Origin of the sequence: Microbacterium gubbeenense DSM 15944, from assembly GCF_000422745.1 — a bacterium.
Lineage (GTDB): Bacteria > Actinomycetota > Actinomycetes > Actinomycetales > Microbacteriaceae > Microbacterium > Microbacterium gubbeenense.
Genome location: NZ_AUGQ01000012.1, coordinates 20,433 through 36,123 on the forward strand (window position 1 = coordinate 20,433; position 15,691 = coordinate 36,123).

General features: G+C 71.5%; 14 protein-coding genes and 1 pseudogene. 7 read left to right on the forward strand and 8 right to left on the reverse strand.

The genetic code is table 11. From position 1 onward, the window contains the following. Position 1 precedes the first annotated feature (1 nt). The 4 genes and pseudogenes from G510_RS19015 to G510_RS0108580 all read left to right on the forward strand — a co-directional run. A pseudogene (locus G510_RS19015) lies at positions 2 to 199 on the forward strand (acyl-CoA dehydrogenase family protein); the annotation flags it as partial. Positions 200 to 217: 18 nt separating this feature from the next. After that, a complete protein-coding gene (locus tag G510_RS16090) occupies positions 218 to 1,018 on the forward strand; it encodes an acyl-CoA dehydrogenase family protein (RefSeq protein ID WP_281167437.1) in 801 nt (266 codons plus the stop codon). A gap of 12 nt (positions 1,019 to 1,030) precedes the next feature. Further along, on the forward strand, positions 1,031 to 2,191 hold the full coding sequence (locus tag G510_RS16095; RefSeq protein ID WP_051216607.1) for an acyl-CoA dehydrogenase family protein: 1,161 nt from the start codon (positions 1,031 to 1,033) through the stop codon (positions 2,189 to 2,191). Further along, the gene (locus G510_RS0108580) at positions 2,188 to 2,979 is read left to right on the forward strand and encodes an amidohydrolase family protein (protein ID WP_029153302.1); all 792 of its coding nucleotides are present in this window, start codon (positions 2,188 to 2,190) and stop codon (positions 2,977 to 2,979) included. Before G510_RS16095 ends, G510_RS0108580 begins: the two co-directional genes overlap by 4 nt. A gap of 22 nt (positions 2,980 to 3,001) precedes the next feature. Here G510_RS0108580 and G510_RS0108585 read toward each other — a convergent pair whose 3' ends face one another. Further along, entirely contained in the window at positions 3,002 to 3,733 is a 732-nt protein-coding gene (locus G510_RS0108585; protein WP_036322539.1) for a FadR/GntR family transcriptional regulator, read from the reverse strand. 126 nt (positions 3,734 to 3,859) lie between these two features. Further along, complete coding sequence (locus G510_RS0108590) at positions 3,860 to 5,086, reverse strand: CaiB/BaiF CoA transferase family protein (RefSeq protein ID WP_029153304.1); 1,227 nt, start codon at positions 5,084 to 5,086, stop codon at positions 3,860 to 3,862. 124 nt (positions 5,087 to 5,210) lie between these two features. On the opposite strand from G510_RS0108590, the gene G510_RS0108595 reads away from it, so the two are divergent. The 3 genes from G510_RS0108595 (at position 5,211) to G510_RS0108605 (ending at position 7,585) form a co-directional block, all read left to right on the forward strand. Then, on the forward strand, positions 5,211 to 5,966 hold the full coding sequence (locus tag G510_RS0108595) for an SDR family NAD(P)-dependent oxidoreductase (protein ID WP_029153305.1): 756 nt from the start codon (positions 5,211 to 5,213) through the stop codon (positions 5,964 to 5,966). Further along, positions 5,963 to 6,706: an enoyl-CoA hydratase/isomerase family protein gene (locus G510_RS16100; RefSeq protein ID WP_036322541.1), complete on the forward strand. Its 744-nt coding sequence runs from the start codon at positions 5,963 to 5,965 to the stop codon at positions 6,704 to 6,706. The genes G510_RS0108595 and G510_RS16100 overlap by 4 nt, the downstream gene beginning before the upstream one ends. Positions 6,707 to 6,838: 132 nt before the next feature. Beyond that, positions 6,839 to 7,585, forward strand: a complete 747-nt coding sequence (locus tag G510_RS0108605) for an LLM class flavin-dependent oxidoreductase (protein ID WP_029153306.1) — start codon at positions 6,839 to 6,841, stop codon at positions 7,583 to 7,585. 21 nt (positions 7,586 to 7,606) lie between these two features. On the opposite strand, the gene G510_RS16105 is transcribed toward G510_RS0108605, so the two are convergent. The 6 genes from G510_RS16105 to cobA form a co-directional block, all read right to left on the reverse strand. Beyond that, on the reverse strand, positions 7,607 to 9,664 hold the full coding sequence (locus tag G510_RS16105) for a molybdopterin oxidoreductase family protein (protein ID WP_036322543.1): 2,058 nt from the start codon (positions 9,662 to 9,664) through the stop codon (positions 7,607 to 7,609). Then, positions 9,661 to 11,169 (reverse strand): FAD-dependent oxidoreductase, encoded by a 1,509-nt coding sequence (locus G510_RS18530; protein WP_029153307.1) that lies wholly within the window; start codon positions 11,167 to 11,169, stop codon positions 9,661 to 9,663. The genes G510_RS16105 and G510_RS18530 overlap by 4 nt, the downstream gene beginning before the upstream one ends. Further along, complete coding sequence (locus tag G510_RS18535) at positions 11,166 to 12,545, reverse strand: MFS transporter (RefSeq protein ID WP_029153308.1); 1,380 nt, start codon at positions 12,543 to 12,545, stop codon at positions 11,166 to 11,168. The genes G510_RS18530 and G510_RS18535 overlap by 4 nt, the downstream gene beginning before the upstream one ends. A 142-nt stretch (positions 12,546 to 12,687) precedes the next feature. Next, entirely contained in the window at positions 12,688 to 13,353 is a 666-nt protein-coding gene (locus G510_RS0108625) for a sirohydrochlorin chelatase (RefSeq protein ID WP_029153309.1), read from the reverse strand. Next, a complete protein-coding gene (locus tag G510_RS0108630) occupies positions 13,350 to 14,477 on the reverse strand; it encodes a uroporphyrinogen-III synthase (protein WP_029153310.1) in 1,128 nt (375 codons plus the stop codon). Before G510_RS0108630 ends, G510_RS0108625 begins: the two co-directional genes overlap by 4 nt. Beyond that, complete coding sequence (cobA, locus tag G510_RS0108635) at positions 14,474 to 15,691, reverse strand: uroporphyrinogen-III C-methyltransferase (RefSeq protein WP_029153311.1); 1,218 nt, start codon at positions 15,689 to 15,691, stop codon at positions 14,474 to 14,476. The genes G510_RS0108630 and cobA overlap by 4 nt, the downstream gene beginning before the upstream one ends.

A 15,691-nucleotide genomic window follows, 5' to 3' on the forward strand; every position in this document is an offset into this window, starting at 1 on the left:
CGGCTTTCTGGGGATGGCTCACGAGGAGAAGTACGGCGGCGCAGGGGCGCCGTTCTCGCACGCCCTCGCGGTGATCGAGGAGTTCGCGAAGATCTGCCGACCTGCCGCGTTCCAGATCTTCGAGGCGAACACCGGCCCCGCGCAGGTCATCGCGAAGGTGGCGTCGGAGGAGCAGCGTCAGCGCTGGCTGCCCGACATCATCAGCGGCGAGAAGACGATGGCGGTGGGCATCTCCGAGCCCGACGCCGGATCCGCCGCGACGGACATGAAGTCCCGTGCGACCCCCGGTGAGAACGGCGGCGTCGTGCTCAACGGATCCAAGCGGTGGATCTCGAACGGCGGCGAAGCGGATCTCTACCTCGTGTACTGCCGTCTGAGTGATGCGCCGGGCAGCAAGGGCATTGGCGCCGTCGTGATCGAGAAGGGCGATGCCGGGTTCACGTTCGGCGCTCAGGAGCGACTGATGGGCTTCCGCGGCATTCCGTCGGCCGACCTGTACTTCGATGGGGTCATCGTGCCGGCGGAGAACATCGTCGTCCCGGCGGGCGGGTTCGGCAAGCTGTTCCAGATCTTCTCCCTCGAGCGCATGGGCAACACGACCATGAGCCTCGCGATCGGACAGGCGGCGCTCGATAAGTCGCTCGCCTATGCGCAGCAGCGCCAGGCGTTCGGCCGCGACATCATCGAGTTCCAGACGATCCAGACCGCGCTCGCCGACATGGCGCTGCAGGTGGAAGCCGCCCGGCTGCTGCGCGACCGCGCTGCCGCGTCGATCGATGCCGGTGACATCAACGGGCTGCACGTCTCGCTTGCGAAGTGCACGGCCAACGAGATGGCGAAGCGGGTCACGGATCTGGCGATCCAGGTGCACGGCGGGAACGGCTATACAGAGGAGTATGGCCTCGAGCGCCTGCACCGCGACTCGCACGGCTGGGCGATCGCGGGCGGAACGCCGGCGATGCAGCGCACCCGCATCGTGTCGGAGCTCACCGGCCGTCGTTTCAATCAGCGCCCATAAGAGAGGCACGCCGTGGCAGACAACCTGGATCCCCGTTACGACGCGATCCGCGCCGAAGCGCGCGGAATCGCGCAGAGTCTTGCGCCGTATGCGGCCGAGGCCGATGAGCTCGACGTCGTGCATGAGCCGATGCGTGAGGCGGTGCGGGCATCCGGCCTGGGGCGCCTCGTCGTGCCGGCGGCGTATGGCGGCGAGTCGGACGTGCTCGATCCCTTGGCGATCGCGATCGTGCGCGAAGAGTTCGCCGCCGTGTCGGCGCACCTCGATTCGCTTTACGGAATGCAGGGCGTCGGGAGCTACTCGCTGACGATCGGCGGTTCCGACGAGCTGAAGGCCGAATGGCTGCCGAAGGTGCGCACGCTCGATGCGATCGCGGCGATCGCGCTGACGGAGCCCGAGATCGGTTCGGATCTGCGCAGCGTGACCACGACGATTCGCGAAGACGGTGACGAGCTCGTCATCTCGGGCGTGAAGTCGTTCATCACGAACGCGCCGGTGGCATCGTTCTTCAACGTGTTGGCGCGAGAGGGCGACGGGTACTCGATGGCGTTCGTGCCGGCAGGTGCGCCCGGGCTCTCGGTCACGAGCGGCCCCGATCTCATCGCGCCGCACATCATCGGCGAGGTCACCTTTGATGAGGTGCGCGTGCCGCGGGGGAACCGAATCGGCGAATCGGGCACGGCGTTCACGCTCATGTTGCAGACGCTCGCCGTGTTCCGCGTCACGGTCGCGGCCGCCTCGCTGGGGATCGGCCGCGCGGCGCTCGAGGAGGCGGTGAAGCACGCCACCACACGGGAGCAGTTCGGCAAGCCGCTGCTCGCGCTCGGATCCGTGTCGCAGAAGCTGGCGCTCAGCTGGGCCGAGCTCGAGGCCGCACGCTCCCTGACGTACCAGGCCGCGGCGCAGGCGGCGTCGAACCCGCTTGCGCATATCGCCGATACGTCTATGGCGAAGATCGTGTCGACCGAGACCGCCGGCCGTATCGCCGACCGCGCGGTGCAGACGATGGGCCGGTTCGGGCTCGTGCGCGGCAGCGACATCGAACGCCACTACCGCAACTCCCGCCCCGGGCGCATCTACGAGGGGTCGACGGAAGTGCTGCTCGACTCGCTCGCACGTCAGCTCGGCAAGCGCGCGAAGGCCGCCGAAGAAAGCGGAGGATCGTTCCTATGATCATCGACGCTCACACCCACATCTGGCCTGACAAGATCGCCGATATCGCGCTCACGGCCAATCCTGTGCCGGGGCTGGAGCCGCGCGGCGACGGCAAGGTGTCGGGTCTCGATGAGTCGATGCTCCATACGGGCGTGGACCTCAGCTGCTGCCTCGCGATCGCCAACGAGGCGCGGCATGTGCACCGCGTGAACGAGTTCGTGGCCGGGATCGCGAGCACGACCCGCTTCCCGGTCGGCACCGTGCACGTCGACCTGCCGGTTGAGGAGAACATCGAGAGCCTGCGCCGCAATGGCATCACGGCCGTCAAGATCCACCCGCTCTTTCAGCGGTTCGCGCTCGACGACCCGCGATTGTGGGACATCTTCGAGGCGTTCGGCGATGAGTTCTCGGTCATCGCGCACGTCGGAGCGGGGGGAGACGAGTTCACCAACTCGCTCTCGAGCCCCGATATGGTGCGCCGCATCACGCGTCAATTCCCCGATCTGCGACTCGTCGCATGCCACTTCGGCGGTTACAAGCTGTTCGATGACGCCGAGGAGCTGCTGGCGGGAACCGATGTCGTGCTCGAAACGTCCTGGCCGCCGTCGCTCGCGCTGCTGCGGCCCGAGCGCGTGAAGAAGCTCATTCGTCACCACGGATCCGAGCGGATCGCGTTCGGATCGGACTGGCCGATGACCGCCCCCAAGGCCGAGCTCGAGGCGCTCGACAGCCTGGGCCTCACCTCGGATGAGGTCGAGAACGTCCTCGGCGCGACGCTCGCGCGCGTGTACCGGCTCGGCGCGTAGCCCGCCGAGCCGGCAACGCCCGTCAGTGCCAGCTGATCGGGGAGTTGACCGTGTCGGGATACTTCTTCTGCACGTACTTCGTGTAGTCGCTGATGTGGTCGCGCATCGCTTCGGCCGCCTCGAACGAGTCATGCGCGGCGAGCGCGTCGTACACGCGCACGTGCGCGGCGTGCACGGGACCGCGGCGGTGACGCGGATACTCCACGCCCATCGACGTGCCGTCGAGGATGCCCGTGAGCGCGTCGATGAGGTGCGCGAAGAAGTGGTTGCCGGAGGAGTGCGCGACGATGTCGTGGAACTCCTGGTTCGTCTCGGTGAACACGTCCTCGTCGTCGAGGTGCGCGCCCATCGTGTCGATGTTCTTCTTCAATCGGACGAGATCCTCGTCGCTGATCCGCTTCGCTGCGAGCCGTGCCATCGCCGGCTCTACGCTGTTGCGCGCTTCGACGATGTCGCGATACGGCGCGTTCTCGAACTGCAGCAACAGCGTCAGCGACGTCGCGAGACCGGTTCCGTTGGCCTGCTCGACCACCGGGCCGCCGCCCGGACCGGGCTTCAGCGTGATCATGCCCTGCAGCTCGAGGAATCGCAGCGACTCGCGAAGCGTGCCGCGGCCGATCTGATACTGCTCGAGCATGACCTTCTCGGGCGGCAACCGGTCGCCGGCAACGTTGCCGCGCTGTTGGATGTCCGCGACGATCTGCTGAGCGACGAGAAGTGCCGTCTTCTGGGGACGCAATGTCACCTGGCTCATCGGAAGCCCCCTGTGCTTCATATATCCGCCCTGCCGGGCGGGCGTTCGGGTCACGAAACTATTTGTTGCGACCGTCGATTTTTGTCAACTATACGCATGCTGAACCATATCGTGCGCATAGATTAATCAGCGTTCCGTCGCGCCGGATTCGGAGACGGCTCCCGCGGCGACGAGCGAGGCGATCGCGTCGCCGTCGATCCCGAGCCGTTCGGCCAGCACTTCGGCCGTGTGCTCGCCCACGGAGGCGAGTCCGTCGTAGACCGGGCCGTCGTATCCGTCCATGTGCAGAACGGGGCCCGGAACGAGGGCGCCCGCGCCGAGCGGCGTCGACGTGACGGCCGACAGGGTGCGCTCGAGGAAGTGCGGATCGCCGACGATGTCGCTCGAATCGTTGACTCCCGCCGCGACGACCTCGTGCGCGTCGAGGATCGCGAGCACCTCGGGGCGCGGCATGGACGCGACCCACTCGCGCACGGTCTGCTGCACGATCTCATTGTTCGCCATGCGCGCCTCGTTCGTGGCGTAGCGGGGGTCGTCCTTGAGGTCGCTCCGGCCCATCGCATCGAACAGGCGCATCGCGATCGACTGCGCCGATGCGGCGATCGACAGCCAGCCGCCGTCGGAGGCCTGGTAGATGCCACGGGGGCTCGCGGCGCCGGAGGCGTTGCCGTGGCGCTGCATGATCTCGCCCGTGGTGGTGTAGTTGAGGATCGCGTCGCCCAGGATGAACATCAGCGGTTCGTGCAGCGCGACGTCGACGACGGATCCCTCACCCGTCGCGGAGCGGCGGTACAGCGCCATCGCGGATCCGAACGCGGCGGAGATGCCGGCGATCGAGTCGGCGAATCCGAACGGCGGGGCCGTGGGCGGCGTCTCGGGCCAGCCGTTGAGGAAGGCGAATCCGCTCGTCGTCTCCGCGACGGTGCCGAAACCGGGGCGCGCCTTGTACGGCCCCGTCTGGCCGAAGCCGGAGACCCGTGTGAGGATCAGACCGGGGTTGTCCGCGGCGAGCGTGTCGTAGTCCATGCCCCACTTCTCGAGACGACCGGGGCGGAAGGATTCGATGACGATGTCCGACTGGGCGATGAGGTCGCGGACGACCTTCTGGCCCTCGGCGGAGCGCAGGTTCACGCCGACCGAGCGCTTGCCGGAGTTCAGTCGGACGTATCCGATCGACTGCCCGTCCTTCTGCGGCTGCCATTGCCGAGCCATGTCGCCCGCGTTCGGGTCTTCGACCTTGATGACGTCGGCGCCGAAGTCGCGCAGCATGCGGCCCGCGGTCGGGGCGGCATACATGGATCCGAGTTCGAGAACCTTGACCCCGGCGAGCGGAGCAGTACGTGTATTCGTCAAGATGGCACTTCCTTGTGCGTGTCGATCGCGGTAGCGCGGAGGGAAGCGGCGGGTCGCATTCGCGGCCTGCATGACTGATACTAATGATAGTCAGGAATTACGTCGGATGCGAGGAGGCGTCAGAATGAGCGGCGACAGGTTCGATCTTCAGGGACGTGTGGCGCTCGTCACGGGCGGATCCCGCGGGCTCGGTCGGGCGATGGCCGAGGCGTTCGCGGAAGCGGGCGCGACGGTGGTCATCGCGAGCCGCAATCACGACTCGTGCGTCGAGGCGGCCGCCGAGATCCGCGAGAAGACGGGCGCGACCACGCTCGGAATCGGGGCGCACGTCGGCAAGTGGGACGACCTGCCCGCCCTCGTCGACCGCGTGTACGACGAGTACGGCAAGCTCGACATCCTCGTGAACAACGCGGGGATGTCGCCGCTGTACGATTCGGTGCCCGAGATCTCGGAGGCCCTGTTCGACAAGGTCGTCGACGTGAACCTCAAGGGCCCGTTCCGACTGTCGGTGCTCGCGGCCGAGCGCATGAGCGCGGCCGGCAGCGGATCCATCATCAATATCTCGAGCGCGGCGTCGCTCCGGGCACGCGAACACGTGCTGCCGTACGCGATCGCGAAGGCCGGCGTCAACGCGATGACGGTCGGGCTCGCGCACACCTACAGCCCGGCGGTGCGGGTGAATACGATCCTCGCGGGCACGTTCTTCACCGACGTGTCGAAGTCGTGGGATATGGAGGCGTTCGCAGCGCGCGCCGAGACCTTCGCGATGGGCCGCGGCGGCCAGCCGGACGAGATCGTCGGCGCCGCGCTGTACCTCGCGAGCGACGCGTCGTCGTACACGACGGGCGCCCTGATCCCCGTGGACGGCGGCCAGCCGTGAGCGTCGACCTGGGCGTCTCCGGCGGCGTCGCGACGCTGAGCCTCGACCGGCCCGATGAGTTCAATGCCATCGATATCGGGCTTGCGCGCTCGCTCGAACGGCGCGTGAACGAGATCGCGGCCTCCGACGCCGAAATCGTCGTCCTTCGGGCCTCGGGGCGCGGGTTCTGCGCGGGCGGCGACGTGCGCGCGATGGCCGCGGCCGCGGATCCGTCCGCGTACCTCGACCAACTGGTCGAGGCGGCTCACCGGGCCCTGACCGCGCTGCGTGCGCTGCCGCAGCCGGTCGTTGCGCGGGTGCAGGGGGCGGTCGCCGGCGGCGGCATCGGCCTCATGCTCACGGCTGATATCGCGATCGCGTCGGAGAAAGCGCACTTCACCCCGGCCTACGGTGCGATCGGGCTGTCGCCTGACTGCGGCGGCACCGCTCTGATCGCGGACGCGGTCGGTGACCGCCGCGCGCGGGCGTTCTTCCTCCTCGGCGATCGGCTGAGCGCGGACACCGCGGCCGAGTGGGGGCTCGTCACCCGCACCGTTCCGGCCGAGTCGCTGGACGAGGCCGTCGACGGCGCGGTTCGGCAGATCCTGGCGCAGGGCGCCGACGCCCCACGCGCGACGAAACGCCTGCTCGGCTTCGACGGCACTTATGCGGAGCGGCTTGCGGCGGAGCGCCTCTCGATCGTCGACACCTCCCGCACCGCGCACGCCCGCACCCAGATCACCGCCTTCGCAAACCGCTGACGTCCCCCGCACAACGCAGTCGATCCTCGGGCCCCGGCGGCAGAAAACAGGCCTTCCCGGTCTCGGCCGGACGGACTGACTGCGCCCTGCTGCGCCGATGCGCGAGGCCGAAACGCGTGCCAGGGTGGAGGTATGACACGCATCTCTCTCGGAATCGCGGGATCGCTCGGCCCGGAGAAGGCGGCGGAGATCGCGCCGTACGTCGAGGCGGCGGGCTTCCATGCCCTGTGGATCAACGAGACCCAGGGCATCAACGCCCTGGAGGTCGCGGCCGCGGTCGCGAAGGAGACCGATCGCCTCGTCGTCGCAACCGGCGTCATCGCCGTTGATCACCGCCCCGCCAGCGAGATCCTGGACGACCTCGCGCGCCTCGAGATCCCCGCCGAACGCCTCGTCGTCGGCATCGGATCCGGCCAGAAGCGGGAGGGCGCCCTCGCCCGGATGGAGCAGACGCTGGCCGACCTGCGCGCGGCGACGACCGCCCGCCTCGCGGTCGGGGCGCTCGGGCCGAAGATGCGCCGCCTCGCGGCCGAGCACGCCGACGCCGCCGTGCTCAGCTGGCTATCTCCGGAGGAGGCCAGCGCGCAGTCGGACGAGCTCCACGCCCGCCAGCCGCGCGGATCCGCCGTCCTCTATGCCCGCACGAGCGCGGTGCCCGAGGCCCGTGCGCGGCTCGAGAAGGAGGCTGCGGCCTACGCCGAGCTGCCGGCCTACGCACGCCACTTCGCCCGCCTCGGAATCGACCCGCTCGACACGGTGATCTCCTCGCCCGAGGACCGCGACCGATACCGCGGCACCATCGACGAGCTCGTCCTTCGTGCCGTCACCCCCGCTGACCGGGCCGGGGAGTACCTTGACTTCCTGCCGCTCGCGCACTGACCGGCGCCCCCACACGCAGCCCTACGCCGGGGCGATCTGCACGACCGTGTGCTTGAACTCCGGCATGCCGCTCACCGGGTCGACCGCCGAGTTCGTGAGTAGATTCGCGCTCTCGTCGCCCGCGAAGTGGAAGGGCACGAACACGGTGTCGGGGCGGATGTCGGCCGTGAGGATCGCCCGGGCCACGAGGCTTCCCCTCGCGTTCGCCACGCGAACGCCGGCGCCGTCCGCGATGCCGCGATCGGCCGCCGTCGCCGGATGGATCTGCGCCGTGACGATCGCGTTGGCGTCGTTGAGCTCCGGCACGCGCCGGGTCTGCGCGCCCGACTGGTAGTGCTCGAGGATCCGCCCGGTCACGAGGTGCAGGTCGCGCCCGCTCGGCCGCTCATGCTGCGCTGGCCGCACGGCTACGAGCCGCGCGCGCCCGTCGTCGTGGGCGAAGCGGTTGAGGAAGAGCCGGGGCGTGCCGCCGGAGCCGGCCGGATACGGCCAGTGTGCCTCGATGCCCGTGTCGAGGAGGTCGTGCGAGAGCCCCGAGTAGTCGCTGACGCCGCCGGCCGACGCGCGCGCGAGTTCGTCGAAGACCTCGGCCGGGTCGAGCGACCATTCGCCGGGCGCCTGGAGTCGCGCCGCGAGCTCGCGCAGGATCCAGAGCTCGCTGCGCGCACCGTCCGGCGGCATCACCGCGCGCCGACGCCGGATCACCCGCCCCTCGAGGTTCGTCATCGTGCCCTCCTCCTCGGCCCACTGCAGCACCGGCAGCACGATGTCGGCGAGCGCCGCCGTCTCCGACAGGAAGAGGTCGCTCACCACGAGCAGGTCGAGCCTTTTCAGCGACTCGCGCACCGACTGGACGTTCGGGGCCGACACCACGACGTTGGCGCCGCCCACGAGCAGCATGCGCAGGCCGCCGGGCAGCCCGCAGGTCTCCAGCATCTGGGTCGCGGGGATCCCGGCGCCCGGAATCGACGCCGGGTCCACGCCCCACACTCCGGCCACGTGCGCGCGAGCGGCCGGATCGGTGATCTTGCGGTAGCCGGGCAGCTGGTCGCACTTCTGCCCGTGCTCGCGCCCGCCCTGGCCATTGCCCTGGCCCGTGAGCGTGCCGTATCCGGATCCACGCCTGCCCGGCAGCCCCAGCAGCAGCGCGAGGTCGATCGCGGCGGTGGCCGTGTCGGTGCCGTCGAGGTGCTGCTCGACCCCGCGGCCGGTCAGGATGTACGCGCTCTTCGCCGCCGCGAGCCGGCGCGCGATATCGCGCACGACCGCGGCGGGCACCCCCGTCACCTCCGCCGTGCGCTCCGGCCACCACGAGGCCGTGGCGCGGCGCACCGCCTCGTACCCCGTCGTCCGCTCGGCGAGATACCCCTCGTCGGCGAGGCCCTCGGCGATCACGACGTGGCTGACGCCGAGCAGCAGCGCCATGTCGGTCGCGGGCGAGGGCTGCACGTGCAGCCCCGCGCCGTCGGCGGTCAGGCGGGCGGTCGACGAGCGCCGCGGATCCACAACGATCAGACCGCCGCGCGCCCGCGCGCCCTGCAGGTGCTGCACGAAGGGCGGCATCGTGTCGCCGACGTTCGAGCCGATGAGCAGCACCGCGTCGGCCGTATCGAGGTCGGCCAGCGGAAACGGCAGCCCGCGGTCGAGGCCGAACGCGCGGTTCGCGGCGGCGGCGGCCGACGACATGCAGAACCGGCCGTTGTAGTCGATGCGGCTCGTGCCGAGCCCGATGCGCGCGAACTTGCCGAGCTGGTAGGCCTTCTCGTTCGTGAGCCCGCCGCCGCCGAAGATCCCGACGGCGTCGGCGCCGTGGGCCGCCTTGAGGCGCCGTGCCTCGCCCGCGATCGCGTCGAGCGCGGCCTCCCAGGTGGCCGGTTCGAGAGCGCCATCGGATCCGCGCATGAGCGGGCTCGTCAGCCGGTCGTCGCGCCCGAGCAGCTCGGCCGACGTCCACCCCTTCTTGCAGAGCCCGCCGCGATTGGTCGGGAAGTCGCGCCCCGCCACCTCGAGCTTCTCGGGGCCGGGCGTCAGCGTCATCGCGCACTGCAGCGCGCAGTACGGGCAGTGGGTGTCGGTCATACGTGCTGTCCCTGCCACTCGTCGATCATCTCGGCGATCCGCGCGCGGCAGCCGCCGCATCCGGTGCCGGCGCGCGTCGCGCATCCGACGGCGTCGACGGTGTCGCACCCGTCCGAGACCGCGTCCTCGATGCCGCCGGCCGTGACGGCGTTGCAGATGCACACCGTCTCGTCGCGCCCCGTCGCGCGCACCGGCTGTTCGGCCGCGTCGAGCCGCAGCAGCAGCGACCGGTCGCTCGGCAGCTCGCCGCGTCGTTGGAACAGCAGGCTCAGCTCGGCCGCGGCGCGGGGCATGCCGACCGCCACGAACCCGTCGAGCACGCCGTTGGTCGTCGACATCGCGACGTAGGTGCCGTGGCGCGGGTCGGCCCAGGAGGCGACCTCGCCGGATCCGGGCGCGAACGGATCCGGCACGATCTCCCCGCCCTGCACGAGGTCGACGTGCCGCGACTTCAGCAGCACGATGCCGGGCGAATCCTCCGCGAAGGGACTCGGATCCTCGCCCGCGATCAGCGCGCCGGCGAGCCATTCCGCCTGCCGCCACCCGGCGCCGACGAGCCCCGCGGGCCCGCCCGGCACCTCGCGCTCGTGCGCGTAGCGGCGCGGATCCGCGACGTGCGCGACGTCGCCGATCGCGCGGATCCGCGGGTCCGACCACGAGCGCAGGCGATCGTCGACGAGGATCCCGCGCGAGGTGCGCAGGCCCGCGTCGCTCGCGAGGCGGGTGCGCGGGCGGACTCCGCACGAGAGCACCAGCAGGTCGGCTTCGATACGGCGCCCGTCGCTCGAGACGAGCGCGTGGAACGCGCGCCCGCCGCCCGACTCGCGGGTGATGATCGCCTCGGCGCGCACGTTCGCGACGATGTCGACTCCCGCGCGGTCGATGAGGGCGGTGACGACGTGGGCGGATCCGCGATCGAGCTGGCGCGGCATCGGCGCGGGCCCGACATGCGCCAAGCGCGGGCGCGCCCCCACGTCGGCGAACAGCAGCGCCGTCTCGAGGCCGAGCACCCCGGCGCCCAGCACGGCGATCCGCCCGCCGGATGCGACGACTGTTCGGGCGCGCTCGGCGTCGCCGATCGAGCGCATGGCGATGACCCCGCCGGTCAGCTCGGGGTCGAGGCCATCGCGAGTCGGATCCCGGCGCTCGAGCCCGTTGATCGCCGGCACCGTCGCCTCGGCGCCCGTGGCGAGCACGAGCTGGTCGTACGGCACCCGCCCGCCGTCACCGAGCACGACCTCGCGGGCGCCCCGGTCGATCCGCGCGGCGCTTCTGCCCGAGAGCACCCGCACCCCGCGCGCGGCGAGGTGGTCGAGGTCGGCGATCTCGAGCGACTCGCGCGAGACCTCGCCCGTCGCGTACTCGGCGATCATGATGCGGTTGTACGGGGCGCCGGGTTCGGCGCCGATCACGGTCAGCGAGAGGCTGCCCTCGTCGATCGCGGGCAGCAGCTCCTCGGCGAACCGCACGCCGACGGGGCCGAACCCGACGAGGACGACCCTCACACGATCCGCCGGTCGAGCGCGTCGCGCGGCACGAGGTAGACCGCCGCGGTGATCAGGCCGAGCGCCAGGTAGCAGCCGACGAAGCACCAGAACGCGAGCGCGTACGAGCCCGTCGACTGCTGCGACAGGTTCAGCACCTGCGGCACGAGGAACCCGCCGTACGCGCCGATCGCCGAGATGAGCCCGAGGGCCGCCGCACCCTGTCGCCGGGCGCCGACGCTGTGCTCTTCGCCCGCCGTCGCCGCCCCGCGCGCCGCGAAGATCGCCGGGATCATGCGGTACGTGGCGCCGTTGCCGATGCCCGTGGCGCAGAACAGCGCGACGAAGCATGCGAGGAACGCCCAGAACCCGCCCCGCGGCAGGGCGAGGATCAGTGCCACGGTCGCGGCGGCCATCGCGGCGAACGCGCACACGGCGACGATCGCGCCGCCGAAGCGGTCGGCGAGGCGGCCGCCGTAGGGGCGGGCGAGGGATCCGACGAGGGCGCCCAGGAACGCGAGGGAGACTGCCGCGGAGCCGATGTGGAACGTCGAGAACTGCGGGAACACGTCGGCGATCAGTTTCGGGAATACGCCCGCGAAGCCGATGAACGAGCCGAAGGTGCCGACGTACAGCAGCGCCATGATCCAGAGGTGCGGCTCGCGCAGCGCGGCCGCGGTGCCGGCGGTGTCGCTCTTGGCCTCGGAGAGATTGTCCATGTAGCGCCACGCGCCCCAGACGGCGACGACGATCAGCGGCACCCAGATCCAGCCCGCGAGCTCGATGCGCAGCGTGGCGGCCGCGCCGAGCGTCACGACGATCGGCACGAGGAACTGGGCCACGGCCGCGCCGATGTTGCCGCCCGCGGCGTTGAGGCCGAGCGCGTACCCCTTCTCGCGCTGCGGGAAGAAGAAGGTGATGTTCGCCATCGAGCTGGCGAAGTTGCCGCCGCCGAGGCCGCCGAGCGCCGCGATCACGAGCAGCACCGCATACGGGGCATCCGGGAAGTTCACGACGATCGCGAGCCCGATCGCGGGGATCAGCAGCAGCGCCGCGGAGATCATCGTCCAGTTGCGCCCGCCGAACCGCGCGACGGCGAAGGTGTAGGGGAAGCGCAGGGTGGCGCCGACGAGGCTCGCCACCGAGATCAGCCAGAACTGCTGGGCCGAGGTCAGCGAGAATCCCGCCTCGGGCAGCATCACGACCGTGATGCTCCACAACTGCCAGATCACGAATCCGAGGAACTCGGCGAACACGCTCCACGCGAGGTTCCGCTGCGCGATCGCACGGCCTCCCGACTCCCACTGCCCGGCGTCTTCGGCGTCCCATCCGTCGATCCAGCGCCCCGGGCGGAAGCGCAGTTGAGCGGTGCGGTCGGTCGTCGCGGCCTGAATCATTGCTCCTCCTGAGGATCGGTGTGAGGCCGACGCTACGGACGCCGTGTTTCGCGCCGAGGGGCACGGCGGTGACGCGCGTGTGACGCTTTCTTCACACGTCGCGCCACCGATCCGGGAGGATCCGGAAACACGGGCGAAACGCTCACGCGAGCGCCGCACGGTAGCGCTCGGCGACGATCTCGGCGACCCGCGGATCCGTGCCGACGGGTGCAGTGACCGCGTCGGCGCCGGCGGCGGCGACGAGATCCGCGAAGTGGCCGGGTGCGAGCACATAGCTCGCGGCCACGACCTGTCGGGCGCCCGCCGCGCGCGCCGCGGAAACGGCGTCGGCCGCGCGCGGGGTCGCGCCGTAGGCGAAGCCGACGCTCACGGGAAGGTCGACGAGCTCGGCGAGCGCGTCGCGCATCTCGCGTACGCACGCGGCGGATTCGGGCCGCGAGGATCCCGCCGCGGCGAGCACGACGGCATCGGCGGGGCCGAGCGCCCGCACCCGCTCGGCGAGGATCGCCGCGAGCGCGGGGTGCGGCCCGAGAGTCTGCGCCGCGACCGCGTCCGTGCCCTCGGCGACGGCGCGGCCGATGTCGACCTGCGTGTGGAACCCGGGCGAGAGCAGCAGCGGCACGACGATCGACGGGCCGGGCAGCGCCGCCACGACCTCATCGACCCGCGGGTGCTGCACGTCGACATAGGTCTCGGCGTGCGGCACATCGAGGATCTCGGCCGCGCGCCGCGCGATCCCCGAGATCACGGCGCGGCCGGGCAGGGAAGCGGTGCCGTGCGAACAGCACACGAGGGTCGGTGTCGTCATGATTCCTCCGAGACGGTCAGCCGGTAGCCGCGCTTGACGACGGTGGCCACGAGGTCGGGGTGCCCGAGCGCTTCGCGGAGCCGCGCGATCGCCATCTCGACCGCGTGCGTGCTCTGCCGGGATCCGGGCAGCGCGCCCAGCAGTGCGGCGCGCGGTACGACGGATCCGCCCGCGGCCGCAAGCGCGTCGAGCATCGCCGAGGTCGCGGGCGAGAGGGGAACGAACTCGCCGCCCAGAACGGCGCCCGCGCTGCGCAGTGCGAGGCGGCCGCGGGGCGTCGGCAGGCCGCCCTCGGTGTCTCCGAAGTGCGCCACGACGCCGCGCACGAGAGATCCGAGGCGGCCGCGCTGCGCGATGAGGCACGGGAGGCCGGCCGCCTCGAGCGGACCGGCGGTGATCGGCCCGACCGCCGCCATCAGCAGCCGGCCGCGCAGAGCGAGCTCGCGGATTCGGTCGAGCTCGCCGGCGCTCGCCGCCGCGTCGAGCCACGCGGATGCGCCGGGCGCCGAGGTGAACAGCACGGCGTCGACCGCGCCGGCGGCGCCCGATCGCACCGACCGCGCCACGAGATCCGGATCCTCCGGCGGGCCCCACCGGTAGACCGTGAGGCTCGCGACGTCGGCGCCCGCGGCGGTGAGCAGCTCGTCGAGGCCGTCGGAACCCGATCCGTGGTGCTGCACGGCGATCAATAGGCCGCTCAGATCCTCCATGCGCAGGCGGTCGCCGACCTCGCGCGCCGTCTCGGAGCCGGCGACCCAGTCGGTCTCGAGCCCCGCCTGCAGCACCGCGCCGCGCGCCTTGGGGCCGCGGGCGACGATGCGCGCGCCCGCCAGCGCGGTCAGCAGGTCGTCGGCGATGCCCGCCTCGTGGGCGGCCTCGATCCAGCCGCGGAAACCCACACCCGTCGTGGCGATCACGATGTCGGGAGGGGCGGCGATCAGCGCGCGGGTGGTGGCGAGCAGCGCCTGGTCGTCGACGTGCGACAGGATCGTCAGGGCCGGCGCGCGCTCCACGACGGCGCCGTGCCGCTCGAGCGCGGCCTGCAGCTCGCTGGAGCGGCGATCGGCCGCGATCACGATGCGGCACCCCGTGAGCGCCGAGAATCCGTGGGGGCCGGGCGTCATGCCCTGATCGCCGCGGGGATCAGCAGACCGGCTCGGGCGACGCGGCCGAGGACGATCACGGCGGGGTTGCGCACGGCCGCCTCGCGCGCCGCGACCGCGGCCGTCGCGAGCGTGGCCCGCACGGTGCGCTGGTCGTCCGAGAACCCGCGCTCGACGAAGGCGACCGGCAGATCGGCCGGGGCGCCGCGGCCGAGGGCGTCGCGGGCGAGACCTGCGAACGCGCCGACCCCCATCAGCACGACGGTCGTCACGGCCGGATCGGCGAGGGCCGCCATCGTCGCAGCAGTCACGCCCGACTGACCGTTGATGAGGTGCATCGCGGATGCGGTTCCCCGGTGCGTGACGGGGATGCCCGCCGACAGCGGCACCGAGACAGCGCTCGTCACGCCCGGCACGACCTCGACGGCAACGCCGGCCGCGAGGCAGGCCGAGACTTCCTCGCCCCCGCGGCCGAAGACGAAGGGATCACCGCCCTTCAGCCGCACGACCCGCTTTCCGGCGCGGGCGTGCCGCACGATCAGGTCGTTGATGCCGTCCTGATCGACCGCGTGGCGGCCGGGGGCCTTGCCCACGTGCACGATGACGGCATCGGGGTCGAGCTCGTCGAGCACGCCCGTCGCGCCCAGGCGGTCGGCGATGACGACGTCGGCCTCGGCGAGCAGGCGCCGCGCGCGCAGCGTCAGAAGGTCGACAGGTCCGGGACCGCTCCCCACGAGCGCGACGGATCCCGCGGCCGCGGTGCGCCGCCGGCGCAGCGGGGCGGAGCCGGACTCCATCACCTCGCGGAGAACGGCGTGCACGGCGGCCGCGCGGCGCGGATCCACACCCGTGTCGCTCGTGACCCCCACGACCACGTCGCCCGCGCGGGACGACGCGGCCATCCGCGCGGATCCGTGCGCGCCGTCGGAGGAGTTCACGCAGAACACGCGGCGCTGCTCGCACCACGCGGCCACCCGGGCATCGACCGCCGCATCGCCCGTGGCGGCGTGCGCGAGCCAGGCCTCGTCGAGGTCCGACTCGGCGATCCGCCGGGGCAGCCAGCGAATGCCGTGCTCGGCGACGAGCTGCGCGGTCTCGGCGCCGAGCTCCGGGGCGACGACGAGGACGTCGGCCCGCTCGTCGATGAACCGGCGGATCCGGCGGGCCGCAACGGCGCCGCCGCCCGCGAACACGACGCGGCGGCCGATCAGGCCGAGCCCCAGGATGATCGTCAT

Excerpts from the sequence above, each read along its gene's own strand:
- G510_RS0108605 (WP_029153306.1), top strand. The coding sequence starts at position 6,839 with ATGACACGCATCTCTCTCGGAATCGCGGGATCGCTCGGCCCGGAGAAG.
- G510_RS16090 (WP_281167437.1), top strand. The coding sequence starts at position 218 with ATGGCGGTGGGCATCTCCGAGCCCGACGCCGGATCCGCCGCGACGGAC.
- cobA (WP_029153311.1), bottom strand. The coding sequence starts at position 15,691 with ATGACGATCATCCTGGGGCTCGGCCTGATCGGCCGCCGCGTCGTGTTC.
- G510_RS16105 (WP_036322543.1), bottom strand. The coding sequence starts at position 9,664 with ATGACCGACACCCACTGCCCGTACTGCGCGCTGCAGTGCGCGATGACG.
- G510_RS0108595 (WP_029153305.1), top strand. The coding sequence starts at position 5,211 with ATGAGCGGCGACAGGTTCGATCTTCAGGGACGTGTGGCGCTCGTCACG.
- G510_RS0108625 (WP_029153309.1), bottom strand. The coding sequence starts at position 13,353 with ATGACGACACCGACCCTCGTGTGCTGTTCGCACGGCACCGCTTCCCTG.
- G510_RS0108630 (WP_029153310.1), bottom strand. The coding sequence starts at position 14,477 with ATGACGCCCGGCCCCCACGGATTCTCGGCGCTCACGGGGTGCCGCATC.
- G510_RS0108585 (WP_036322539.1), bottom strand. The coding sequence starts at position 3,733 with ATGAGCCAGGTGACATTGCGTCCCCAGAAGACGGCACTTCTCGTCGCT.
- G510_RS0108580 (WP_029153302.1), top strand. The coding sequence starts at position 2,188 with ATGATCATCGACGCTCACACCCACATCTGGCCTGACAAGATCGCCGAT.
- G510_RS18535 (WP_029153308.1), bottom strand. The coding sequence starts at position 12,545 with ATGATTCAGGCCGCGACGACCGACCGCACCGCTCAACTGCGCTTCCGC.